Here is a 23751-nt window from a genome sequence, read left to right on the forward strand (position 1 = left end):
GCGAACGTGTCAGTCAGATGCCAGCCACTCGCTGAGCGCTGCGTTGCCGTTTATACCCAGGCGGTGGAGTTCATCGTGATGAACGTTGCATAGCGTGATCAAGTTGTCCGCAACGTTTTCACCACCATCAACGTGGTGCTCAATGTGATGCAGTTCCAGAAGCGTTCGAGGATCGCCCGGCATCATATTTCCCGGGTTCCAGCCACAGCGCTGGCAGCTGAACTTGTCTCGCTCAAGAACGGTTACACGGATCGGGTCTGAAATCACCCGGTCATGCTCAGGGAGTTGTCGGTCGGCCTCAAGGACATAAATTCCGACCGGGAGATCAGGACGACCACTGTTGCGCGTCGATACTGGCCAGCCAAGCTCCGTACGCAGCTCCCGCGTACGCCGCGCCCACTCCGTAGCGCCTTTGGCCACATACCTCAACTCTTCTCCAGTAACTGGTATTCCGACATTTTGCCGCAGGTAAGAGAGCAGGCGGTCGCGAACGGACGTTTTTTGCTTTCGAACTGAATTGGCCAAATTCCATCTGTGAGCGGCGTCACGGTCCTGGTCTCCCAACAAGATATAGTCATCAACGACCATCGCCTCGATGGTCTCCAGCAGTCCCTTGTCCAGCTCATGTTGCCCGTTTCCAGCGTAGTGTTCCTGCTGAATCATTTCTTTGGCCGTCGTGCCCGAAAAAATCGGCCACCCCATCTCAACGCGCAGTTCCCGGACACGTCTGGCGTATTCCGATATGCCAGACACTACACCGATCTCGTCTCCAGCAATGGCTGTCGCAGGGAATCGTTGGAGATAATTGAGGATTCTATCTCGGGCTCCACCGAACGAATCGACTCGAGGGAGTGAAGCACCCAAGTCGCGCATGAGATGGACTGCGGGAATCAGTGCACAAACTTGCTCGCGAATGTTCTCGCGTTCAAGAAGCTGCTCAAAGTCGGTAAGGAGTGCCACCAATTCAGCCCGGATGGACTCCGGCTCCCCAATGCGTGTTCGTCGCGCCATAAATTCAAGGAAATCGGGTCAGGCCAAAGAGGTTGCGACATCATGCACGGCAACCTCCCACATCAACTTTTCATCACCAGTCAACAGTGCATGGACAGAGCGGGCAATCGCACGAGCGAGCCCTGGAGGAACGGCATTTCCGATCTGTCGAGCAATTTCAATCTTGCTACCCACGAATACAAAATCATCCGGGAACGATTGTAGTCGTGCAGCCTCCCGGTGGGTTATCGGACGGTGTTGATCAGGATGCAAATAGCGTCCTTTCTCAGGTTTGAAAAATTCGGTTCGGATAGTAACGGAGGGCCGGTTCCACCACAATCGTCCGAACAAGTCCGTTCCTCCAGACTTCTTCCGGATCCAACATTGGGGAGTGATCTCAGGGGCGTTTTTTTGAAGGTCGAAACGATTTCCACCCGGGGGAACTGCTTTATAACGAAGCATGCTCTTGTCTGTCGGGTTCCTGCCAAAGTGCAGATCCAGTGGACCTGACATGTTTCGGATCTCCGTTCCTTCTGGAGCCGGCAGGTCCGCGATAGCAGAATGGACATCCCTCCAGGGATAAGGATTTTCCACGTACTCGTCGAACAAGATCGCTGAAGAATCCAGACGGAGATTGTTGTAGTGCGTTCTTTTAGGTGGGAATGCGTCAGCCGCGTTCGCCGTTCGGGATCCGACGATAAAGGTGCGGTACCGCTCCTGAGGTACACCGTAGTCAGCAGCGCACAAGACAGCGGCACTGACATTGAAACCGAGATCTTCAGCAGCCCGCTTGATGTCGTGGAATTCTGCAGAGCTCAGGAGCTGCCGTACGTTCTCCATGACAAAAACCTTGGCCCCTACACGGTCCACAATTTCCATATACGGCCGCCAAAGCTGCTTTCGCGGATCGGCCGCTCGCTTCTTGTTCAACAGGCTGAAGCCCTGGCAAGGTGGGCCACCGATTACAACATCCGCGTCTGGTAATTGGAGACCGTCGTCAAGAAGTGAAAGGATGTCGCCCGATGTGCAATGAGGTCCAAAATTGGCGTTATACGTTGCCGCAGCATCATCGTTGAAATCATTCGCCCACACGGGGTCAAAAATGCGGTTTCCATGCTCATCCACCATATCGGCGAAGCCGAGAGTGAGGCCCCCCGCTCCAGCAAACAGGTCTATCAGTCGAAATGGCTGTTGCATGAACGAAAGGAGTGATCTGATGAGTTGAGTGTGTGACGAAGTATTGAGATTGCCGTTACTGGCGTTGCCTATCCGACATCCCGTTCTCGATGTCTTCCTTTGCGAGACGCATGTCACGGTTTGTCATTCCCAGATCCCGCAGTAAGGACTCGGCGGGAGAGAGCGGAACGTAGAAATCCTTCCGCGCCGATCCACTTATATCAAAACGCCGAAAAATGCGATCGAGTATGTACCAGAATGAACAGACTTGCTGTCGAATGTACGCTTTCACTGTCTGGGCTTTTTCAAATTCCAATTGACATCATTCTCGTTCTCGGCGTCCAGTCTCAATCGCCGACATCATGAACCGACCGACACCCTCGAACGCGTGTTCCATGCCTTGTGCTGTGGACGGCGGCGGCAGCAAATCATCAACCGTTCGCTCTGATGCGTCTGGTGAGAACAGGCCGACGAAACCGTCCATTTTGGCTCTGAGCCAACTCATTTTGCGAAGCCATGAGGGGGTCATGTGACGGCCCGATCCAATAACTGTGTTGTTCAGGGTATGGGGCATAACAGGAAAGAAGGGCTAGTGGTTTCCTGAATGACCCCCGACTACGCCGAACGTAACCTGAGGCGTCTTATCCCCGTCGGGTCCGCCAGGGGCTGAAGGCGCCCATTTTTTCTTCGCCGGTGCCGCTGCCCGCCTGACCGTTCCGCGACAGACCGGACCCGGCCGCCGAGCCGGCTCCGTTGCCGGCGGCTTTCTGTTGCTGCGCGAAGAACACGGCGCCCACGGCGAGCGCCTCTTCAAGCGAGGCCGTAGCCCCGTCTCCTGCGGATTTCCCACGCATGGGCGCCCCCTCCAACAACCGCTCGGGCGTGAAGTGCTGGTCCACAAAGTGCGTGGAGAACACCCCGCTGGTGAAGGCCTCGTGCTCCATGACGAAGTGGCAGAACGGAATGGTGGTCTGCACGCCCGCGATGTCGTATTCCTCCAAGGCGCGGCGCATCCGCCGTATGGCGTCTCGGCGCGTGCGGCCCCACTTGACCAGTTTCGAATTCATCACAAATAGGCACTTCACCGCCTTCCTCCACGCCAGCATCAAGACGGACGCCCAAACGGTATGGCGTACAGTCAAGCCTCGCGACGATGCTCTTGGGGTGCCGAATTGCGCGTGGCCAGATTCTCCTTCAACCAACGCACTCGTCCCCTCGGCACGACATGCGTGGTGTTGTCCGGGTCGGACATCCGGACGATATACTTGCCGTTCTCCCAGTGGGACCATCCACTTATATGATCAATGTTCACGATGGTTGAGCGATTGATCCGCACAAAACCGGGGATCTGCAGGTCGTCAAGCATGGAAATGGATTTGGGAACAACGACGGATTCCTCTTTGCAGGTGGCGTTGCATACCCGGCCGTGAACCGTAATCCAATAAACATCCGTCGTCGCAACGCGGGCGTCCAGCCCGTTGCGAGTTGCTGGCAGGTAGCCTTGCCGAAGGGATTCCTTCTGACGCCGATGCTGGGCAATCAAATCAAGCGTAACGCGCGTTGCGACGGCGAATGCACCAAGAGGAACCAATATGGCAGCATACACGAGGTACACACGCGGGTCCAGTGCATACAGGGACACGAAACTGGACGCATCCGGTCGTGGACCGAATCCGGATACCATGCGGATGCCGAACCGAAGCGTCTGGGAGATGGGCGTAATGAGAATCGCTGCACCAATCAGAATCGGTAGGAGGGATAATCCATATGCAATCAGTCCCCGACCGGTCGGCTCGACATGGTCCAATCCGAAACGGCTGGCAGACCGCCGGAGCAGGACAATGAATCCGGCAAGCGTAAAGGCTTCCACCAGAAGCTGATCCACCAGAATGGTCGTCACCACGCGCCACACTCCCAGGTCGTCCATTCGCCAGTCGCCCTGACCCAGTCCAACACCGACCGCGTAATAGCCAAGAAGGCCAACAAGCGTCAGTCCACCGATAACACGCCAATCAGACAGATATTCGAGCTGAATTGGGAGGTTAGTGTTGTCTGTCCTGGGCACATGTTGTCGACTGGTGTTCTGGTGTTGTCGATTCATGTCGTGGAGTGAAGCCATGCGCCAATAACGGTGTAGGCAGTAATAGATTCTAGTCAATCACCCATGATATCACCGTGAAGATGAGCCACTACCATGCCATTTCGATTTGCTATTTCCTGTCCACAATCGTGGTGGTAAGCTTCTACCGGTATCAACACCATCGCGCGATCTGGCCCGAGACGGACAGGGACATGTCCCGGCCGGGCAAGTCCTTTCTGCTCCTGTTGCTTTCCGTCCCGCTGGTGCTTGGTATTGGTCAGCTCTATATGCTCGGGTGGCTTCTACCCGAAACGGGCCCGCTGTACATCGTAAGCATACCGGTAAACCAGATTCTCATTTTCTCGCCGTTGCTCCTGATGATTGCGCTCAGAAACGAGGGCTGGCATTCCGTTTTTCTTCCGTCTGGAAACCGATGGGGTCGCGCGATTTTCGGCCTCTGTGTGGCGACGATGGCGGTTGCCGTCTATGCCATCGCACGTACGGAGATTTCCGTGAATCAAGCATTCGAGACCGTTTTCCTGCCGGGAAACATGGTTCATGTCGCGCAGGTGGCCTTGGAAGACATTGCCATTGCCGGCCTGTTCTTCCGTTTGCGGGCATGGATTGGCCGCGTGCCTGCAATTGGCATCATCGCTGGGCTGTTTGCGATTGCGCACATTCCCGCCATGCTGGCATCGGGTGTTTCAGTGGATGACATGGCGTCGTTGATCATCGATACAGCAATCGGGACCGTTGTTCTGGTGGGATTGGACCAAACCCATGACATAATTTGGGTCATTCCACTGCACTATGTAATGGATGTTCTACAGTTCGCAAATCCGTGATCCGTCAACGGGTTTCTCGGATAACTGGTTACCGCCGCCGCACGTGCCACAGGCTGAACCCGTTTCCGGTCGATGCATCGGCGGGCGCCGGTGCTCCCTTTTCGGCTTCTCGGCGCTCTGCGAACATGGCTGCGGCGGCGGCAAGAGCTTCCGTGAGAGTGGGGTCGTCGGCGAACAACCGCTCGGGCGTGAAGTGCTGGTCCACGAAGTGCGTGGAGAACGCCCCGCTGGTGAAGGCCTCGTGCTCCATCACGAAGTGGCAGAACGGAATGGTGGTCGGCACGCCCGCAATGTCATATTCCTCGAGGGCGCGGCGCATCCGCCGTATGGCGTCTCGGCGCGTGGGGCCCCAGGTGACGAGCTTCGAAATCATCGGATCGTAATAGATGGGCACTTCGCCGCCTTCTTCGACGCCCGCATCGACCCGGACCCCGAATCCGCCCGGCATGAAATGCCTCAGGAGCGGCCCGGGGCTCGGCAAGAACCCGGTCGCGGGGTCTTCAGCGTAGACGCGGCACTCAATGGAATGGCCGTGGATGTGCAGATCGTCCTGCGTATATCCAAGATGCTCGCCCTCGGCAATCCGGATCTGCTCGGCGACGAGGTCGAGGCCCGTAATCTGCTCCGTCACCGGGTGCTCGACCTGCAGCCGCGTGTTCATTTCCATGAAGTAGTAGTTCAGGTCGGCATCGACCAGGAATTCCACGGTGCCGGCCCCGACATATCCGCAGGAACGCGCCGCCTCGACCGCCGAGCGCCCCATGCGCTCGCGCAATTCCGGGGTCAGCACCGACGACGGCGCCTCCTCGACCACCTTCTGGTGGCGGCGCTGGATGGAGCATTCGCGCTCGAACAGATGCACGATGTGGCCGTGCGTATCGGCCAGGACCTGGAATTCAATGTGGCGCGGCTCATCGATGTACTTCTCAATGAATACGCGGCCGTCCCCGAACGCGCTGGCGGCTTCGCGCTGCGCGGCCTCCATGGACGAGCGGAACGCCTTGGCTTCGCGCACAATACGCATCCCCTTGCCGCCGCCCCCCGCTGCTGCCTTTATGAGCACCGGATACCCGATGTCCCCCGCAATCCGTTCGGCTTCGGCCAGATCATCGATCGCATCCACCGTACCCGGCGCCATCGGGACACCGGCCTTCTCCATGATGGCGCGGGCGGCCGTCTTGTCGCCCATGGACTGGATGGCCCCCGTGGGCGGGCCAATGAAGATGATGCCTTCCTTCTCGCAGGCCTCGGCAAAGGCGGCATTCTCGGACAGGAATCCGTATCCGGGATGCACCGCGTCGGCGCCCGTTTTCCGGGCCACCTCCAGGATGCGGTCCACGCGCAGGTAGGAGTCACTGGATGCGGCGCTGCCCACCGGCCACGCTTCATCCGCCATCCGGACGTGGAGCGCGGTGGCGTCGGGCTCGCTGTACACCGCGACGGTCGAAATGCCCAATTCGCGGCACGTCCGCATGACGCGGACGGCGATTTCCCCCCGGTTGGCCACCAATACCTTGCGGATGGTCCGGACCTTCCCGGCGGGCTCTGTCGTTTCAGTTGAATGTGTCATAATTGTTCGTAAAGGTACGTTTCCGCACCCCATCATGTCCAAGACCGTCGATTTTTACAGTGTACTCGGCGTCGGGGAAGATGCCCCGGCCGATGCCATAAAAAAGGCTTACCGAGACCTGGCCCGGAAGCATCATCCAGACCGGAATCCTGACAATCCGGCCGCCGAGGAGCGTTTCAAGGAAGTCCAGCAGGCCTACGAAGTCCTGGGCGACGCGAAGAAACGCAAGAAGTACGACCAGATGCGCCGCAATCCGCTCGGCGGTGGGGACGGCCGCGGGGTCGATATCAACGATATTTTCGAGCAGTTCTTCGGCGGGCGCCAGGGCGGTGGCGGTTTTCAGGGCGGTGGGGGGTTCTCGACGCGCACCGGGCGGCCAGGCGGTTTCCCCGGCGGCGGCGGCCCCGGCGGATTCCAGACCGATCCCTTCGGGGCGCAGGCTCGACCGACCCCGCCCGATCCCGACCTGAAACGCACCGTGAAACTGTCGTTCGACCGCATGATGAAGGGCGGCGAGGCCACCTTTACCCTCGACGGCGAGCGCGTATCCGTGCCCTTCCCGCCCGGCGTCAAGGACGGCTATCGCGTCCGGCTCAAGGGCAAGGGCCAGCGCATGGGCCCGACGCGCGGCGATCTCTATGTCACGTTCCGTACGTCCGACGAGGGCCGGTTCCGCCGTGACGGTGACGACGTGCACACGACATTGGATGTGGATGCGCTCGATGCGGTGGTCGGCGCCACACTCAGCGTCGCCGCCCCGGGGGGTCAGACCGTCAAGCTGACCATCCCTCCCGGCACCCAGCACGGCGAAAAACTGCGGATACGCGGCATGGGCATTCCCAAGTCGGCCACCGGCGTCTCCCGCGGCGACCTGCTCGTGGAAGTCCGCCTGGTCGTTCCCACGACCCTCACCGAGGCCCAGCTGGACGCCATCCGGAAGGTGAAGGGATAATCAGTGCCCCACGCGGTCGCGCTGCCGGAGGGACTCGCCGGCCGTGCCGTTCTCGAACGTCACCGGAATCGACACCATCCCCTCCGTGGAGTCGGCCACAAGGACGTTGAAGTGGAGGTGCTGGATATTGGTGAACCCGGTCAGTCCGGCCCGTCCGAGGGGCTGGCCCCGACCCACGGAATCCCCGACGGCCACGAAGCTGCCCCCGGGGAGCAGGTGGACGTACTGGGTCACCACACCGGAATGGGGATGATACACCGTGATGTAATTGGCGTACGGGCGGTACTTGGGGTCGTCCCCGCCCACATCGTAGCCCTCGATGACGCCCACTACCCAGCCGTCATCGGCCGCCGAAATGGTGTCCCCCTCGGCCAGATTGAAATCCAGCGCATACCGGGAATAGGCGCTGGTGTGGGAGAAGGATCCTTCATAGCCCTGGATGACTTCATAGGACCGGCCCCGCGGAAACGGCCACGCCAACGGGACCGGACGGACGGGCGTGTCCAGGCTTCCGAAGGTGAACGAGAAGGAGAGGTTGCTGCGGACCTTCGCGCTGTCGAGGCCGGCAACATCAAGGGCCACAACCGTTTCTGACGACGGCTCCAACACCAGGCGGGTTCGCACGCGTTCGTCAACGTCCGATTCCTTGGACGATACTTCAATCCGCGTTGGAATCGGGGCCGGATTCGTGAACGTGATGAAGAGGGAATCGCCCCGCACTGCGGTCGATGCGCGCAGGTCGGTCTGACGCAGCGTCGCGTCCGGCAAGCGCTCGCACGAGGCACCCAGCACGGCGCATACCACCAGCGCTGGAATCAGAAGGAACGTCAGGCGATTCGGCATGGCGAAACTCAGCATTCAGATCGGCGCTCGGCGGCCGATACTCCAATGTATGACACATCGGCCCTCATTTGTGCAATTTCGCTGTTTGGCGATCTGGCTGCTGCTCGCGTGGGCGGGCGCGCCGCACGCGTACGCGCAGACGGATTTCTGGCGCCCCGTGGATGGGCCGTACGGCGGCGTGAGCGTGACGGACATCGTCAAGCATGACGATGCGGTGGTCGCGGCCACTTCCTCCGGTGCCTTCCGCTCCGAGGATGGGGGCTTGACATGGGCGAGCGCGTCCAGTGGATTCGCCCAGCCGGACGTGCGCGACCTGCATGTCTCGGACGACGGGACGCTCTACGCGGCCACATTCGGTGACGGGCTGTACCGCTGGGATTCAGGCGCCGGCGCCTGGATACGCCAGTCCCTCCCCGCCACCTTCCTGACCGCCATCACGCAAACACATTCCGGCCGATTCGTCGTGGCCACCAATGCCGGTGTCCGGATTTCGGACGATGCGGAGCAATGGCAAACCGTCAGCCTGGACGGCATCCAGGCGGTTCCGGCGGTACTCTCTGCCAGCGATACCCACGTGTTTGTGGGTACATCCGTGGGCGTTTTCCGATCCGCCGATGACGGCCTGACCTGGACCTATGCCTCGTTCGGCATGCTGGAATTCGATGTCCGGTCGCTGGCCGTGAACGCCGACGGTCACGTGTTCGCCGGAACGACGCCGAAGAACAATCAATGCGCCGTCTACCGGTCCCGCGGCAGCGGCAACCTGTGGACGTGCATCCAACCCATTTCCGACCCCGTCGTGGCGCGCGCCCTCGCCGTGGGCAGCGACGGCCGCCTCATGCTGGGCGGCTACCGCACGGTCCAGTCCTCCACCGACGAGGGATCGACGTGGCGCACCCGCACGGCCGCCCCGACCACCATCCAGGCCCTCGCCGAAATCGAGCCGGGCGTGTGGCTGGCCGGATCGGCGGGCGCCGGCCTGGTTCGCTCGGAAGACGAAGGCTTTTCGTGGGCGGTCTCGAACGACGGGCTCTTCAGCCCGGTCCGCGATGTTCTCCTGCACGACGGCCGCGTGTATGCGGCCACCAGTGGCGGCATTTTCGTGACCAGCGACCACGGCGCATCGTGGGACCGCGTGCGCCCGGAAACGCCCCTCATCCAGGACGTTCGGAAACTGGCGGTAAGCGCCGAAGGGCATCTCCTGGCCGGAACGGCCGCGGGACTGTGGCGCCTGGCCCTGACCGATGCGCATGGCGGCACCGTTGACGACTCCGAATGGGAGCTGCTCGGCCCGCAGGGACGGCCGCGGATTGGCGCGCTGGCCATCGGTCCGGAAGGCGCCATATATGTCGGATTCCATTCCGGCGTGCAGATTTTCGGCGGGTCATCGTGGACCCCCATGTACATCCAGGGCGACGACGGGGCGTACCGGGATGTCACGTCCCTGGCCGTGCTGGACGACGGCTCCGTAATTGCCGGCGCCGCGTGGGATTCCTGGCGCCTGGAGCCCGGATCGACCACGTGGTCCCTCATGTCCACATCGACCCTCGCCTGGTTCGACTTCCAGAGCATAGCCGCGCGCGACGGGCGCATCCTCATCGGGACGCGCTTTTCCGGCGTCCTCGAATCCACCGACGGCGGTCGCAACTGGCGCACCGCGGCCCCCGGCCTGAACGGCCAGGAAGACGTGCAGACCATTGCGTTCGACCGGTTCGGCAACCCGTTCATCGGCACCTTCGGCTCGGGCGTCTACCAATTGCATCCGTTCACGCGTCAGTGGACGCCCGCCAACACGGGCCTCGGCGGCCACCTCCGCATCCGCGCCATCGCCTTCGATGACACCGGCATCGGCTGGGTCGGCACCATGGACGGCGGCCTCTACGCACACGGCATAACGAGCGTGCATGTGGAAGAAGATGATGCGCCGCCCACCGCCCCGCTGACCCCGCGCACACCAGCGCTCGCAGTGTACCCGAACCCCACAGCAGGCCGCGCAACCGTAACCTGGGATGCGCCGCTGCCCTCGCCCGAACGGCTGCAGGTTTTCGATCTGTTGGGCAGGCAGGTCGCCGATGTGGCCGTCTCCGCAGGTGACCTCACCGCCGAGCTCTCAACCGACACCTGGCCGCGCGGCGTGTATGTCGTCCGGATGTCCGGCCAGACCGTTCTGCTGACGCGGCTCTGAGCCTTGCAGGTTGCGTCTTGGTCGGTTGCGGTTGGATTTCGCGATCGTGGTTTTCGCGTACCTGAAGGCGCAGGAGAGCGAGCGCAACGAAGGCCTCCGGTTTGAATGGAAACTTGGGCTCACGAAACGGTTAAGCACAAGAAGCCCGATTTGGCACCGTCCCGACGGCGGTGAAGGAGGCGGTCAACTCAATTTCAAGCGTAGACGATTGCAAACGACTGCACGTGGATGCCATTCGCGCTGAATCCATGGACGACTTCGTTGGGAAGCTCGGCGTTTGAGGCATGTGCCCCGGTTGGTGCGGAGCGGGGCTCCCTCTGAGATGCAGGCTCAGCCTGTGAAATCCGAAGCCCTGCTTTCACGGCCCGTTTTTTGGCGCGAAACAAGTGTGAAGCGGGCTGATTCGGCCAAAATCACAATTATTGGCCCGGCCTCAGTTCCGAACCTGGCTCGAAATCCCTGCAACCTGGCGCGATTTCCGTGGAAATTGGCGCGTATGGGCTCATTTGTGGCGTGCTATTCCATCTATGTGGCGCGCTTTCCTGTGCCGGGTTTTCGCGCCACAATACGTGATCTGCGCGGCAGTTTTACGGGTATGCGCGCCACCGACGCTCCGATTCGCGCCAGTCATAAGGAGTATCGCGCCACGATTTGAAGGGCTCGTTTTTGGGAAAGTCGCGCTGACGTATCAGAAACGGCTGAAATGGCGCACGTGACCGGCCACAATTGGGTTTTCGCGCCATTTCACACGTGGGACATGCAGGGTATCCCCATCGGAAGGCTCAGCCTGTTCCTCGTGTCACCGTTCCGCCCGACGAGCCTACACCCGCAGCAGCCCACGGAAGCCCCGCGCCGCGTAGTACGACTCGGCGCCGTTGTGGTAAATGAACACCCGGCCGAATCGGCGATCCCCGAACAGCGCACCGCCGAGCTCCCGCACTTCCTTTTGCGTCGCGATCCAGCTGGACGTCTTCCAGTCCAGCTCTACAACCCGTTGCAGCGCATGGTATTGCTCCTCGGTCAGCAGCTCGATTCCCATGTCCCGTGCTGTCCCCACCGCCGAGCCCCCCGGCTTGTTCTTCTTGCGCGATGCGAGCGCCTCGGGATCGAAGCACAGGCTCCGCCGACCGTCCGGGCTCTCCGGCGAACAGTCGCAGAACAGGATTTCACCTTTGGCCACCTTCACGCCGAGCAGGTCCGCGCCTATAACGTCTGGCTCGCCGCCTGACCGCTCCATTTCGCTGAGCGCGCGCAGCTTTGCCGGCGCATCGACCAGTCGTTTTTCCACGACCGACCACGCCACATCCTTGTGGCGCTCCATGTGCTGCTCGAATCGGTTCTTGAGGGTGTGAAGGAGGGCTTTCGTGTCGGATTGGTTCATGCCGCGAGTCTGTCAGCGTGGTTATGCTGGACAATGTACGGAGTCAAGTGATTCAACAGGAGATGCTCGCGCGGAACCAACCCGCCCCGCGCGACTTCTAAGATGATAACGAAAAACGTTAACGATATTAACCGTCCGCGTTATTGGACATTTCCTTCAAGACAAGCAAGCTGAGGAAGCTCTGTAACGATTCCGCGACGGCAACCAAGCGACTCGGCCCACAGCAGGCGCGCAAGCTCCGAAACCGCCTGGACGACTTGCGGGCGGCTCGGAATCTGGAAACGCTCCGACATTTCCCCGGGCGCCTGCATGAGCTGACAGGTGATAAACAGGGAGTACTTTCCCTGGACCTGGTTCATCCGGAGCGGTTGTTGTTTGTCCCGACAGAACCCATCCCGCGGAAACAGGACGGCGGATTGGACTGGACACGCATAGAGGCGATTGAAATCATATCAATCGAGGATACACATGGATAGGCACACCACAAATCAGTATCAACCGGACTCGGTATCTCCTCCCGGCGATACGCTACGTGACATCCTTGAGGAGCGTCACATCAGCCAAGCGGATCTGGCGTTGCGCATGGGCCGCCCCAAGAAGACCATCAGCGAGATCATGAACGGGAAGGCGCCTGTCACCCACGAAACGGCGCTGCAGCTGGAGCTGGTGCTGGGCGTGTCCGCCGAGTTCTGGAATATGCGCGAAACGCACTACCGGGAGTTCCTTGCCCGGACGGATCAGGAGGCCGAACTGGCCGCCCACCGGGACTGGGCGAGGAATTTTCCGAGCAAGCAAATGGCCGATCTGGGATTCATCCCCAAGGTCAAAGAACCCGAAGACGAGGTGCGTTATCTCCTGCGGTTCTTTGGTGTGAGCTCCCCGGCACAGTGGGAGGAGGTTAACAACAAATACGAGGTGGCCTTCCGCAAATCGACCTCCGTTCAAGCCAACCCATATGCACTCAGCGCGTGGCTGCGTGCCGGTCAGGTGGAGGCCGAATCCATGCGACTCGGCGACTACGACGTGGAGGCGTTCAAGGATTGCCTGACGGCTGCTCGCGCGCTGACCACGGAAAATCCGGAGACGTTCCAGCCCGCACTGAAGACTTCATGCGCAGCCGCCGGCGTTGGTGTGGCGTTCGTACCGCAACTTCCGAAGTCCGCCGTGAGCGGTGCGACGCGGTGGTTGAGTCCGGATCAGGCACTCATCCAGTTGTCCCTTCGCTACAAAACCAACGATCATCTCTGGTTCACGTTCTTCCATGAAGCCGCCCATGTGCTGCTCCATGGAAAGCGCCAGATATTCCTGGAAAATGGGGCTTCAGACGATGAGTTTGAAAAGGAAGCCGACAGGTGGGCAGCGGACTTCTTGATTCCCCGGCCCGCGTTTGATGAGATGTCCCGTTGGTCCCGGTACTCCACCGACAACATTGTCGGCATGGCCCGCGAACTCGGCATTGCACCCGGGATCATCGTCGGACGTCTCCAGCACGAAGGGCGGCTGCCTTACACGCATCTGAACAAGTTGAAGGTGCGTCTCAGGTGGTCTTCCTAAATGTAACCTGCCAGGTTACATTTAGGAAAAGGGCAATTCGGCGTGACAAAAGGCAACATCAGGGGTGTTTGGCCGTCTTGCGGTACAGCAACCAAACCGCTGACTTTCATGTCTATTCCTCGTCACGCCCTGTCGTCCTTCTCCTCCCTCTCCCGGCTCGTCTCTGTTTTCTTTTCTTCGGCGGCACTGTGTTTCGGGGTCCTGATTGCAGGGTCGGCTGTCTTGTCGCCAATCCAGGTCCAAGCACAGGGCGCGACTTCTCCGCAGGCCGTCTTGCAGCAGGCCAACCAGATGATCTTCCAGGGCCGGGCGGCGGAGGCCATCACGGCGCTCGAGTCCCTGACGGAAAGCCAGCCGCAGCTGGTTCCGGCGTGGGCGACGCTCGGCCGCGCCTACAGCGCGGCCGAGCGGTATGACGAAGCCGCCCACGCCTACGAGCGCGCGCACGAGCTATCCGGCGGCGCACCCGGTCTGGCCTTGCCGTTGGGCTCGGCGGTCGCGATGACGGGGAACGTGGACCGGGCTTTCGAACTCCTGCGCGAAGCGGAGCGGTCCGGCCGGGTGGACATCACGTCGGTGGGCGGGATGCCGGGCGCAGCGGTGCTCAGCGCCGATCCCCGCTGGGCGGAGCTCATGCCGTCGGCCGAGGAATTTGCGCATCCGTTCGTGGAGCCCATGGATATCCTCCTGGATGTCCACGGCGAAACCCAGGGTGACGTGTTCGGATGGATTGCCCGCCGGATTGGTGATGTAGACGGCGACGGCGTGGCGGACTTCACCACCAACTCCAATGGACTGGCTCAAGCCGATGACGCCTCGTCCGGCGCAGTATCTGGATCCGGTTCAATGCGCGGCCGGGTCTATACCTATTCCTCCCGGACGGGCGAGCTCCTGTGGTCCGCGACGGGTACGGCCGACGGCGGCCGTCTGGGTATGGGCATTGAAGCGGCCGGCGACGTGAACGCGGATGGCATCCCCGACGTGGTGGCGGGCGCGCCCTTCGCGGGCGAAGTGTTCGTGTGGTCGGGCAGCGACGGCACGCAACTGCATCATTTCAAGCCGGAGAATGCGCCCGGTCGCTTCGGATCCTCGGTCCGCGGCGTGGGCGACATCAATGGCGACGGATACGGCGACATCGTGGTCGGCGAACCGGGTGGCGGCAATGCGCCCGGCCGCGCGCACGTGTTCTCGGGGCAGGACGGCAGCCTGCTCATGTTGCTCATGGGATCGCAGCCGGGCGACCAGTTCGGCTCCACGGTGCACGGGGGCACCAACGCATCGGAAGCCTGGATCCTGGTGGGCGCGCCCGGTCACCAGGGCGGCGGGCTGGCGTATCTCTACAAAGGCGTTGGCAGCTCACCTGCATTCGTACTCCGGCCCGATGCGGGCGCCGGGCGCTTCGGCGGCATGTTCATGTCCGTGGTCGGTGACGTGAACGCGGACGGCACGCCGGACCTGTACGTGGCGGACTGGGCGGACAGCAGCACGGCGCAGGGCGTCGGCAAGATCTACGTGTTCTCGGGGGTGGACGGCTCGGTGCTCCTGCGCAAGGCGGGTGAGGCGGCGGGCGACGGATTCGGGATCGGGGTGGCCGATACGGGCGACGTCAACGGCGATGGCCACGACGATCTGCTGGTCGGGGCCTGGCAGCACGCATCGGCCGCAGTGAGTGGGGGCAAACTGTATCTGCTGTCCGGGAAGGACGGCGAGTTGCTCGCATCGGTCACGGGAAATGTCCCCGGCGAAACCCTCGGATTCGACACCACGCATGTGGGCGACGTGGACGGCGACGGGCACACCGACTTCCTGGTCACCTCCGCCTACAGCGCCGTGAACGGCTACCGCAGCGGCCGCGTCTTCATCCTGTCGGGGGCGTCGTTCCGGGACCTCAGTCAGTGATCGGCAGACCAGGACTTCAGCCCGAAACGTTGTACAAACGGCTGGAAATCCCGGTCTGAATACAACAAGGGGAACCCGTTTTCAATACAGAATCCCGCGATGATGACATCGGCGGTCTTCCGGATGGTGATGCCCTTCTTGCGAAGCATCCGGAAGTAATTCGCGCATTGAACAGCGCGCGATGCGCCGAGCATGTCGAATGTGGTCAGTGACGCCAACCGGCTCTTGGTTTTTCTGTAGTCCGTATCCGAGCGAATGCCTTGCAGGATTTCAACCAGGATGATGTCGCCGATTCCTACCGGCTCAACTCCCAGGATGGATTCCAGCACATCGCACTCCCTGGTTGGGCGGCCGTTGAAGAAATCGACCCAGACGCTGGTATCTACAATGATCATGCGTCGGTTCGTAGTTCATCCAGGTCGCCGTCCCACGAGACCTGCCCACGGAGCGACTTGATCTTGGCCTGCTCGCCAAGTCGCACGAGTGTTTGCAGTCCCAGCTCTACGGCTTCACGTTTCGTCTTGAGACCAGTGATTTTCAGGGCTTTTTGCATGAGTCTGTCGTCAATGACGATGTTGGTTCGCATGGTCGTCTCGATGTGTATGACTTAACAAAATCATACACACTCGAACTCAATCGGGTTTCCGCGCCGGCTCGAATCCCGCCTTACTCGGCCAGTTTGCCGTAAAGCTCCCTGTTCTTGGCCAGGATGCGAGCGGCGATTTCGTCGAAATCACCCTCCACAGTCAGCTTCTGCTCGGCCGCCAACTCCTTGAGCCGCAGAAGAGTATCGTCGGAGATAGGGACGTGTAGTGTGGTCATGATGCGAATTTAACGTTCCTGTGCCGTCTGGTTTCCGACAAGGGGCTTGACACATTCCGCCCGGTCCGAGTGCAAACGCGGAACCCAGCCGGAATACAAAATGTACTTACGTTTGTTATAACTTTTGAGTCCCGCCATGCAGAAGCAGACAACCATCCGAAAGATTGGAAACTCGCTTGGAACCACCCTTCCCAAGGACCTGCTTGATCGTGCGCATCTGAAGGAGGGAGACAAGGTACGTATCGTAGAAACACCCGAAGGGCTGCTGATTTCGCCCTACGATCCGGATTTTGAGCGTGCGATGGATGCGTACACAGAGGGTGCGGCATCTTACAGAAATGCGCTGCGTGAACTCTCGAAATGACAGGCAGGGGTAACAAGGGGGAACCCAAATGGCTTACCCGCGCCATGGTCGACGTATTCCAGATCGATCTGATCAGGCAGCATGGTGGGTCGCCAAGGGTGCGCGATGGCGGCCTGATCGATTCTGCGCTGGCGCGCCCACTGAATCGATTTGCCTACGAAGCAGACGCGGACTTGATTGATTTGGCGGCATCCTATGCCGTCGGACTGGCGAAGAATCATGGCTACATCGACGGCAACAAGCGCGTAGCCTTTATGGCCATGTACGTATTTCTCAGGATCAACGGCATTCGGCTTGTTGCTCCTGAACCGGACGCCGTCCGTGTCATGCTTGATGTCGCTACCGGAGCACTGGACGAGCGGACATTGGCTGCGTGGCTACGGGAAAACGTCGATTGAGCGCCATTTCAGGCTGTTTGCTTTTTTCAGTCTGGTCGCCGTATAATTGCCACACTTCCATAAAGAACGACCGAGGGACTGGCCCTGTGACGTCGTAGCAACCGGGTTCCGCAAAACGGAACTGCCTTGGTGCTAAATCCTGCTCGAAGCGAAGCTCGAGGATGATGGGAGGAGGACGGCAGCCCATCGGGCAGCCGGTGCACCCTCCCCACTATCCGGGAGGGTTTTTTCGTTTTCGGGGATGATGGGAGCTGTGGGTCGGCCCAGCCGCCCCGTGGTTCCGGCACCGGGAAGCGGTGGCTGCGCATCGAGCGGGAAAGGTTTTTCGGCCAAACCGAACCCGAACCGACATGAAGCTCCAGACCCGACTCGCACTCGCCGGACAAGAAACCGATGGCGCCTACCGCAGCGTGGTGCCGCCCATCTACCAGTCGGCGATTTTCAAGTTCGAGAATCCCGATACGAAGCCCGCCTACGACTATTCCCGCAGCGGAAACCCCGGGCGGAATGCCCTGGAAGTGGTCCTGGCCGACCTGGAAGGCGGCGCCGGGGCGGTGGCCACATCGAGCGGCATGTCGGCGGTCACGACCGTTCTGGGCCTGTACAATGCCGACGCCCACATCCTGTGTTCGCACGACTGTTACGGCGGTACGGAGCGCCTGCTCACCGTCTGGGCGCGGCAGGGCCGGCTGAAGGTATCGTTCGTGGATCTGACCGATGTCCGGGCCCTTGAAGCCGCCATCCGGCCCGACACCAAGGCCATCTGGGCCGAAACCCCGTCGAATCCGCTGCTGCGGATAATTGACCTGGCCGCGGTGAGCGCGGTGGCGAAGCGGCACGACCTCGAACTCATTGTGGACAACACGTTTCTGTCGCCGCTCTTCCAGCGGCCGTTCGAGCATGGCGCGGACCTGATAGTACACTCGACGACGAAGTATCTGAACGGCCACTCGGACATCGTAGGCGGTGCGGTGGTGGCGAGGACGGAGGAGCGGGCGGCGGATATCCGGTTCACGTCAAATGCACTCGGTTTGACCGCCGCCCCATTCGACAGTTGGTTACTGGTTCGCGGCCTGAAAACGCTCCCCCTCCGGCTCAAGCAGCACGAAGAGAATGCCTTCGCGGTGGCGCGCTTCCTGGCCGGGCATGACGCGGTCGATGAGGTGTTCTACCCGGGCCTCGAAACCCATGTGGGCCATGACATTGCGCGCAAACAGCAGTCCGGGTTCGGAGGCATTGTGAGCTTCCGTCTGAAGGGCACGGGGGACGATGTGCGCCGCGTGTTGGGCGCCACGCGCGTGTTTGCGCTGGCCGAAAGCCTGGGCGGCGTGGAATCGCTCATCGAGCAGCCCGCGACCATGAGCCACGCCTCCATGCGGCCCGAGCAGCGCGCCGAAGCGGGCATCACCGAACAGATCATCCGCCTGTCTGTGGGGATTGAGGATCCATCGGACCTGCTCGCCGACCTGGAGTTGGCGCTCAGCCGGGTCTGCACGGCACAGCCAGCACACGCGCCCAATGGTGTGAAAACGGAGGCTCCGAAAACAAACGGGGTAAAACGCAGCGCAGGGGTCCCGGTCTGAGATGAGTACGCTCCAGTCAAAAACTGTAAATCCCCGGCTCAGCCCGCCCCGGCACGTATTCTTTGCCGGAGATGTCACCCTCGAGAGTGGGCGGACGCTGAAGGGCGTCGAAGTGGCGTACGAGACGTGGGGCCGGCTGAACGATGCCAAGGACAACGCGATTGTGGTTTGCCATTCGCTGACGGGTGACAGCCACGTGCCGACGTGGTGGCCGGGGCTCATCGGGAGCGGCGCGCCGATTGATACGGACCGGTATTTCGTGGTGTGCGCCAATATGCTCGGATCGTGCTACGGCACGACGGGGCCGTCCAGCACGAATCCGGAAACAGGCCGCCCGTACCGCGCGGACTTTCCCGTGCCCACCATCCGGGACGGCGTGCGCTTGCATCGGCGGCTCCTGGACTGGCTCGGCGTTCGGCGCGTGCACGCCGCTATTGGGGGCTCGCTCGGCGGCATGCAGGTCCTGGAGTGGGGCTTCGAAACGGCCGGGTCCGAGCAGAACGAGCCCTACGTCCAACACCTCATCCCCGTAGCGACGTCGGGGCGGCATTCGGCGTGGTGCATTGCGTGGAGCGAGAGCCAGCGGCAGGCCATTTATGCCGATCCGGCGTGGAACGGCGGGAATTACAGCGCGGCGCATCCGCCGCGGCAGGGCCTGGGTGCTGCGCGCATGATGGCCATGTTGTCGTATCGGACACAAGCATCGTTTGAAACCCGGTTCGGGACGGATACGGCGACGGTGCAGTCCTATCTGCATCATCAGGGGAAAAAACTGGTGGACCGGTTCGATGCGAACAGCTACGTGCGCCTGAGCGAATCGGCCAACACGCACGATGTGGCGCGGGGGCGGGGCGAATACGATGCGGTGCTCGCCAGCCTCACGCAGCCGACGCTCGTGGTGGGCGTGGATTCGGATGTGTTGTTTCCGCTGCGCGAACAGGAAGAACTGGCGCGGATCATGCCGCATGCCGATCTTGCCATTATTGAATCGGAGCACGGCCACGACGGCTTCCTGCTCGAAACCCCGCAATTGGGCGCCCTCCTCCGGGATTGGCTCCACACGTTTGAACCGAACATCGAAGAAGCATCATGCATATTGACCTGACCGACCAGACCATCCTCGTTACCGGCGCAAGCCGCGGAATAGGCGCTGAAATCACGCGCCAGTTGCACGCCAGCGGTGCCCATGTGGCCCTGCATTACGGTCGTTCGGAAGATGAGGCGCGTGCGCTGGCCAAGGAACTCGGTGACGGCCGCGTGACGCTGTTCCGCGCCGATCTGGCCGATGCGACAGAAGCAGACTCCCTGTTCGAAGCCGTGGTCGGCGAACTGGGTCCGATCGCGGCGCTCGTGAACAACGCTGGCGTGGCCATCGAATCGGAGCTCGATACATCGACCGAGGAATGGGTCCGCACGTGGGACCTGACGCACGACGTGAACCTGCGCGCGAGTGGCATCCTGTGCCGCGCGGCCATCCAGCACTGGTTGGGAAGCGGAGCCGGCGGGCGCATCATCAACATCGCATCCCGCGCCGCCTTCCGGGGCGATACGAAGGACTACATTGCCTATGCCGCATCGAAAGGGGGCATGGTGTCCATGACGCGCTCCATTGCGCGCGCCTGGGGCAAGCAGGGGATTGTGGCCTTCACGATCGCCCCCGGATGGGTCATGACGGACATGGCCAAGCAGTTCATTGCCCAGAACGGCGAGGACGTGGTGCTGCGCGAACTGGCCCTGGCCGAGCTCACCCAGCCCAAGGACGTCGCCCCGACCGTGGTTTTCCTGGCCAGCGGCCTCTCGGACCACGCCACCGGGTGTACCATAGACATCAACGCGGGGAGTTATGTCCACTGACGCACTGTTTTCCGGCCATTCGCCGCCGAAGGTCGTGAAGTTCGGCGGGACGAGCGTTGGATCGCCGGCCGCGCTCGAGCAATTGTTGACCATCGTGGCCGGCGAATCCGATCCGCCGGTCGTGGTCGTGTCCGCGCTCTCCGGCGTCACGAACGCACTGGAAGGGTTGATTGATGCGGTATTGGATGATGCGCAACACGACCCTCAAAATGACACGCCATCCGTCGGCATTCCACTGGGGCAGGCTGTCGCCGCGGGGGTGAATGGGCTCTGCTCGCGCCACCTGGACCTCGCCCGGGCCGTCCTGCCCGCCGATGCGCTCCGCCAATACGAACAAATCCTGCGCATTGTACTCGGCCGCCTGGAGTTACGGCTGGCTGAGATGATCGCCCTCGGCTCTGCCCGCGCTCTCGCCGCCCCTGACGCGGCCTCGGATCGGGACGCCGTGCTGTCGGTCGGCGAGCGGCTTTCGGCACCCTTGGTTTCCCTGGCGCTCGGCACGCGTGGAGTCCCCTCCACGTGGGTCGACTCGCGCCGCCTCATCCTCACCGATGACTCCCACGGCGCGGCCGTCGTGGACCTCGCTGCCACGGGTGTCGCCGTCCGCGCGTGGTATGCATCGCTCGCGCCCGGTACTGTGCCGATCGTGACGGGCTACATTGGCCGATCGATCAACGGGCGGACAACGACGCTGGGCCGAGGCGGAAGTGATTACAGTGCCGCGCTGGTTGCCGAGGCCCTTTCCGCCCGCAAGCTCGACCGATGGACCGATGTGGACGGCATCCACACTGCCAATCCGCGCCTGGATCCCTCGGCCCGCCGTTTTTCCTTCCTCCTGGCGGAAGATGCCAGCACCTGGAACGCCGCCAAGGCCCTCGGTATGCACGAGCAAGCCTTCGACCCCGTGGTCCGCGGGTGCATTCCCGTGCATGTCCGCAGCACACTCCACCCCCACGGCGACGGCACCCTCATCCTCCCACGCGCCCTCCCCGACCGCATTGGCCGCGACGCCCACCTCCTGAAGCACGGCACGCCCGTTGCCGCGACGCCATGAAGCCGAAACTCCGCGTGTGTATCCTCGGGGCTACCGGCGCCGTCGGCCAGCGTTTCATCGAACTCCTGGAGCACCACCCCTGGTTCGAAGTCACGGCCGTTGCCGCTTCCGAACGCAGCGCCGGCCGCGCCTACCGCGACGCCGTCAACTGGCTGGGCCACCACCCCATCCCGCCCGCCGTCGCCGACCTGACGGTCGGCACCTGCGTGCCGCCAGCGGACTCAGTCCCAAGCGACCGAACCGCACATTCGCGCCCGTTCGATCTGGTTTTTTCCGGCCTCGATGCCTCCGTAGCCGGCGAAGTTGAAGCCGCCTTTGCCGCCGCCGGATACCCGGTCATCTCGAACGCCAAGAACCACCGGATGCACCCCGACGTGCCTCTCCTCATCCCCGAGGTAAATCCCGAGCACCTCGCGCTCATCGAGCAGCAGCGCTGGGGTCCCACAGACACTCCCGGTTCTGATTCCGGCTCAGGTCCGAAAGGATTCATTGTTACCAACCCAAACTGCGCTACCGTGGGCTTGGTCATGGCCCTCAAGCCCCTGCACGATGCGTTCGGTGTTGAATCAGTCCTTGTCACGACCATGCAGGCCATATCCGGTGCAGGCTACCCCGGCGTCCCGGCCCTCGATATCCTCGGCAACATCATCCCCCACATCGGCGGCGAGGAAGACAAGCTGGAAACCGAACCCCTGAAGATTCTCGGCGACCTGTCTGACCCCCAATCAATCACGCCAGCAAAATTTGCCGTCAGCGCCAGCGCAAACCGTGTCCCTGTTGTGGATGGTCACCTGGAGAGCGTATCGGTGCGGCTCACCGGCTCACCATCCCCCGGCGCCGTCGCTGAAGCCCTGCGTAACTGGACCGCGCCGGACGTCGTCCGCGGCCTGCCCTCGTCTCCCGAGAAGGCCCTCGAAGTGTTCGACGACCCTTCCTTCCCGCAACCGGCGCGCCACGTCGGCCTCGGCAACGGCATGACCGTCTCCGTCGGGAAGATCCGCGCCTGCCCAGTCCTCGGAATCAAGTTCAACGTATTGTCGCACAATACTATACGCGGAGCAGCTGGTGGTGCTGTCCTCAACGCCGAACTGCTTGTGGAGGAGAAGACGGTCTCGGCTACGGTCTGATAGAAGAAGGATGTTCGTTGAGATCAATCCCAGACGTGCACGGCGTTGAACGCGCCTAGGTGGATTGATCCTAAGGGCAATATCATGGCATACTATGTGGGTCGATCTTGCGTTAACTGCATGATCCACTTATTCTTACCCGAATTCGCCATGTGACTACGTGGACCATATGGCCCCAAGGCCTGCTGTAGATTGATAGGTTATTTGCCTATAGACGACCGCAATGAAACCAAACAGTTCGAGAGTGAAGAAATGGAAGCGATGGCTCGACAAAAGCGTCGTTGAGGTCGGTCGATTGCGCACATTCATCGAGGTTCGTCGCGATTTTATGGCCGTTGTCGACCAGAGCCCCATCAAGAATAGGAAGGACGCATTCTGGACCTTTATAGGATTCGCAATGGTCGACGAACTCGTGATTCGCGCCGTACGGATATGCGAGCGTCAGGGACGTGGAGAAAAACGCGTTCATTCACTACGCGCGCTCCTTGAGGAATGCGCGGAGTACTACGGATATTTTACGCGGAAGCGATTCGTCGGAAGAGTACATCCTCCGAAAGAGGAGAATGACGATCTGGATACCGAAGGGCCGCACCCGGTTTCGGCCCGCTACGAATTTGACACAAGAAACTATGTGTTTGATTCTGTCGTCGGCGCTGGTAAGAGCGGCCTTTCTAAGGGGGAGATCGACGTTGACATTGCTCGTCTCGACGCGGCGATCGACGAACTGCAGAAGTTTAGAAATAAGTTCATCGCTCACAACGACTTCAGAAGAGGGACTCGAAAGGCGCCGAGCTTGTCGAAGATCCCTGATTCCGTCGAGGTCATATCACAGATCACGCGAAAGTACTATCAGCTTATCACGCGGAATGATATTGCCTTGGGGAGTTACATATTCCACACGGATATCACGCAGCTGTTCGACCAAGCATGGATCCTAAGCTGTGCGATTCTGACGTACGGACACAAAAAACCCGTTGGGCTAAGTTGCATATAATTGGTATCTTGATGGTGCGAACAAACAAGTTCCATGCAACACCCAACGGGTTATGTCCAATATCCGGAACAGCACCGACA

Annotated in this window: 24 protein-coding genes and 1 riboswitch; of the genes, 14 read left to right on the forward strand and 10 right to left on the reverse strand. The window is 61.2% G+C overall.

The annotated features are described in order from the left end of the window. Positions 1-9: 9 nt before the first annotated feature. The 4 genes from RIE53_13575 to RIE53_13590 all read right to left on the reverse strand — a co-directional run bounded on the left by RIE53_13575 (position 10) and on the right by RIE53_13590 (position 4093). On the reverse strand, positions 10-960 hold the full coding sequence (locus RIE53_13575; GenBank protein MEQ9105714.1) for an HNH endonuclease signature motif containing protein: 951 nt from the start codon (positions 958-960) through the stop codon (positions 10-12). 69 nt (positions 961-1029) lie between these two features. Beyond that, positions 1030-2187 (reverse strand): DNA cytosine methyltransferase, encoded by a 1158-nt coding sequence (locus RIE53_13580; GenBank protein ID MEQ9105715.1) that lies wholly within the window; start codon positions 2185-2187, stop codon positions 1030-1032. A 620-nt stretch (positions 2188-2807) separates the two neighbouring features. Continuing rightward, complete coding sequence (locus RIE53_13585) at positions 2808-3233, reverse strand: hypothetical protein (protein ID MEQ9105716.1); 426 nt, start codon at positions 3231-3233, stop codon at positions 2808-2810. Between the two features lie 71 nt (positions 3234-3304). Next, positions 3305-4093, reverse strand: coding sequence for a LytTR family DNA-binding domain-containing protein (locus tag RIE53_13590; protein ID MEQ9105717.1), 789 nt, complete (start codon positions 4091-4093; stop codon positions 3305-3307). A 248-nt stretch (positions 4094-4341) separates the two neighbouring features. On the opposite strand from RIE53_13590, the gene RIE53_13595 reads away from it, so the two are divergent. Further along, a complete protein-coding gene (locus RIE53_13595; protein MEQ9105718.1) occupies positions 4342-5091 on the forward strand; it encodes a hypothetical protein in 750 nt (249 codons plus the stop codon). Positions 5092-5119: 28 nt separating this feature from the next. On the opposite strand, the gene accC is transcribed toward RIE53_13595, so the two are convergent. Continuing rightward, positions 5120-6661, reverse strand: a complete 1542-nt coding sequence (gene accC / locus RIE53_13600; protein MEQ9105719.1) for an acetyl-CoA carboxylase biotin carboxylase subunit — start codon at positions 6659-6661, stop codon at positions 5120-5122. Between the two features lie 34 nt (positions 6662-6695). Between accC and RIE53_13605 the strand changes: the two genes are divergently transcribed. Further along, positions 6696-7613 (forward strand): J domain-containing protein, encoded by a 918-nt coding sequence (locus tag RIE53_13605; GenBank protein MEQ9105720.1) that lies wholly within the window; start codon positions 6696-6698, stop codon positions 7611-7613. Here RIE53_13605 and RIE53_13610 read toward each other — a convergent pair whose 3' ends face one another. Further along, entirely contained in the window at positions 7614-8456 is an 843-nt protein-coding gene (locus RIE53_13610; GenBank protein MEQ9105721.1) for a M23 family metallopeptidase, read from the reverse strand. 85 nt (positions 8457-8541) lie between these two features. On the opposite strand from RIE53_13610, the gene RIE53_13615 reads away from it, so the two are divergent. Further along, the gene (locus tag RIE53_13615) at positions 8542-10641 is read left to right on the forward strand and encodes a T9SS type A sorting domain-containing protein (protein MEQ9105722.1); all 2100 of its coding nucleotides are present in this window, start codon (positions 8542-8544) and stop codon (positions 10639-10641) included. Between the two features lie 337 nt (positions 10642-10978). Beyond that, positions 10979-11296: a hypothetical protein gene (locus RIE53_13620; GenBank protein ID MEQ9105723.1), complete on the forward strand. Its 318-nt coding sequence runs from the start codon at positions 10979-10981 to the stop codon at positions 11294-11296. Positions 11297-11461: 165 nt separating this feature from the next. Here RIE53_13620 and RIE53_13625 read toward each other — a convergent pair whose 3' ends face one another. Beyond that, a complete protein-coding gene (locus tag RIE53_13625; GenBank protein MEQ9105724.1) occupies positions 11462-12022 on the reverse strand; it encodes a DUF4256 domain-containing protein in 561 nt (186 codons plus the stop codon). Positions 12023-12490: 468 nt separating this feature from the next. Here RIE53_13625 and RIE53_13630 point away from each other — a divergent pair, with 468 nt between their 5' ends. Beyond that, positions 12491-13576 carry a helix-turn-helix domain-containing protein gene (locus RIE53_13630; GenBank protein ID MEQ9105725.1) on the forward strand — a complete coding sequence of 362 codons (1086 nt, stop codon included), beginning with the start codon at positions 12491-12493 and terminating at the stop codon, positions 13574-13576. Positions 13577-13684: 108 nt separating this feature from the next. Further along, on the forward strand, positions 13685-15475 hold the full coding sequence (locus RIE53_13635) for an FG-GAP-like repeat-containing protein (GenBank protein MEQ9105726.1): 1791 nt from the start codon (positions 13685-13687) through the stop codon (positions 15473-15475). Here the strand turns inward: RIE53_13635 and RIE53_13640 are convergent. From RIE53_13640 to RIE53_13650, 3 genes are all read right to left on the reverse strand, one after another. Next, positions 15469-15870, reverse strand: a complete 402-nt coding sequence (locus RIE53_13640; GenBank protein ID MEQ9105727.1) for a PIN domain nuclease — start codon at positions 15868-15870, stop codon at positions 15469-15471. The two genes, RIE53_13635 and RIE53_13640, sit on opposite strands and share 7 nt — an antisense overlap. Next, positions 15867-16061 (reverse strand): type II toxin-antitoxin system VapB family antitoxin, encoded by a 195-nt coding sequence (locus tag RIE53_13645; GenBank protein ID MEQ9105728.1) that lies wholly within the window; start codon positions 16059-16061, stop codon positions 15867-15869. Before RIE53_13645 ends, RIE53_13640 begins: the two co-directional genes overlap by 4 nt. Positions 16062-16141: 80 nt before the next feature. Further along, on the reverse strand, positions 16142-16297 hold the full coding sequence (locus tag RIE53_13650) for a hypothetical protein (GenBank protein ID MEQ9105729.1): 156 nt from the start codon (positions 16295-16297) through the stop codon (positions 16142-16144). A 136-nt stretch (positions 16298-16433) separates the two neighbouring features. Between RIE53_13650 and RIE53_13655 the strand changes: the two genes are divergently transcribed. The 8 genes from RIE53_13655 to RIE53_13690 all read left to right on the forward strand — a co-directional run bounded on the left by RIE53_13655 (position 16434) and on the right by RIE53_13690 (position 23671). Further along, the gene (locus RIE53_13655; protein MEQ9105730.1) at positions 16434-16661 is read left to right on the forward strand and encodes an AbrB/MazE/SpoVT family DNA-binding domain-containing protein; all 228 of its coding nucleotides are present in this window, start codon (positions 16434-16436) and stop codon (positions 16659-16661) included. A 44-nt stretch (positions 16662-16705) separates the two neighbouring features. Beyond that, positions 16706-17059: a type II toxin-antitoxin system death-on-curing family toxin gene (locus tag RIE53_13660; protein MEQ9105731.1), complete on the forward strand. Its 354-nt coding sequence runs from the start codon at positions 16706-16708 to the stop codon at positions 17057-17059. Positions 17060-17113: 54 nt separating this feature from the next. Beyond that, positions 17114-17230, forward strand: a riboswitch (SAM riboswitch). 179 nt (positions 17231-17409) lie between these two features. After that, the gene (locus RIE53_13665; GenBank protein MEQ9105732.1) at positions 17410-18642 is read left to right on the forward strand and encodes a PLP-dependent aspartate aminotransferase family protein; all 1233 of its coding nucleotides are present in this window, start codon (positions 17410-17412) and stop codon (positions 18640-18642) included. Between the two features lies 1 nt (position 18643). Beyond that, complete coding sequence (gene metX / locus RIE53_13670; protein ID MEQ9105733.1) at positions 18644-19747, forward strand: homoserine O-acetyltransferase; 1104 nt, start codon at positions 18644-18646, stop codon at positions 19745-19747. Beyond that, positions 19732-20496, forward strand: coding sequence for an SDR family oxidoreductase (locus RIE53_13675; GenBank protein ID MEQ9105734.1), 765 nt, complete (start codon positions 19732-19734; stop codon positions 20494-20496). The genes metX and RIE53_13675 overlap by 16 nt, the downstream gene beginning before the upstream one ends. Further along, positions 20486-21550, forward strand: coding sequence for an aspartate kinase (locus tag RIE53_13680; GenBank protein MEQ9105735.1), 1065 nt, complete (start codon positions 20486-20488; stop codon positions 21548-21550). The genes RIE53_13675 and RIE53_13680 overlap by 11 nt, the downstream gene beginning before the upstream one ends. Beyond that, a complete protein-coding gene (gene asd, locus RIE53_13685; protein ID MEQ9105736.1) occupies positions 21547-22677 on the forward strand; it encodes an aspartate-semialdehyde dehydrogenase in 1131 nt (376 codons plus the stop codon). The genes RIE53_13680 and asd overlap by 4 nt, the downstream gene beginning before the upstream one ends. Positions 22678-22900: 223 nt before the next feature. Then, positions 22901-23671, forward strand: a complete 771-nt coding sequence (locus tag RIE53_13690) for a hypothetical protein (protein MEQ9105737.1) — start codon at positions 22901-22903, stop codon at positions 23669-23671. Positions 23672-23751 lie beyond the last annotated feature (80 nt).

The organism is Rhodothermales bacterium (genome assembly GCA_040221055.1).
Lineage (GTDB): Bacteria > Bacteroidota > Rhodothermia > Rhodothermales > UBA10348 > 1-14-0-65-60-17.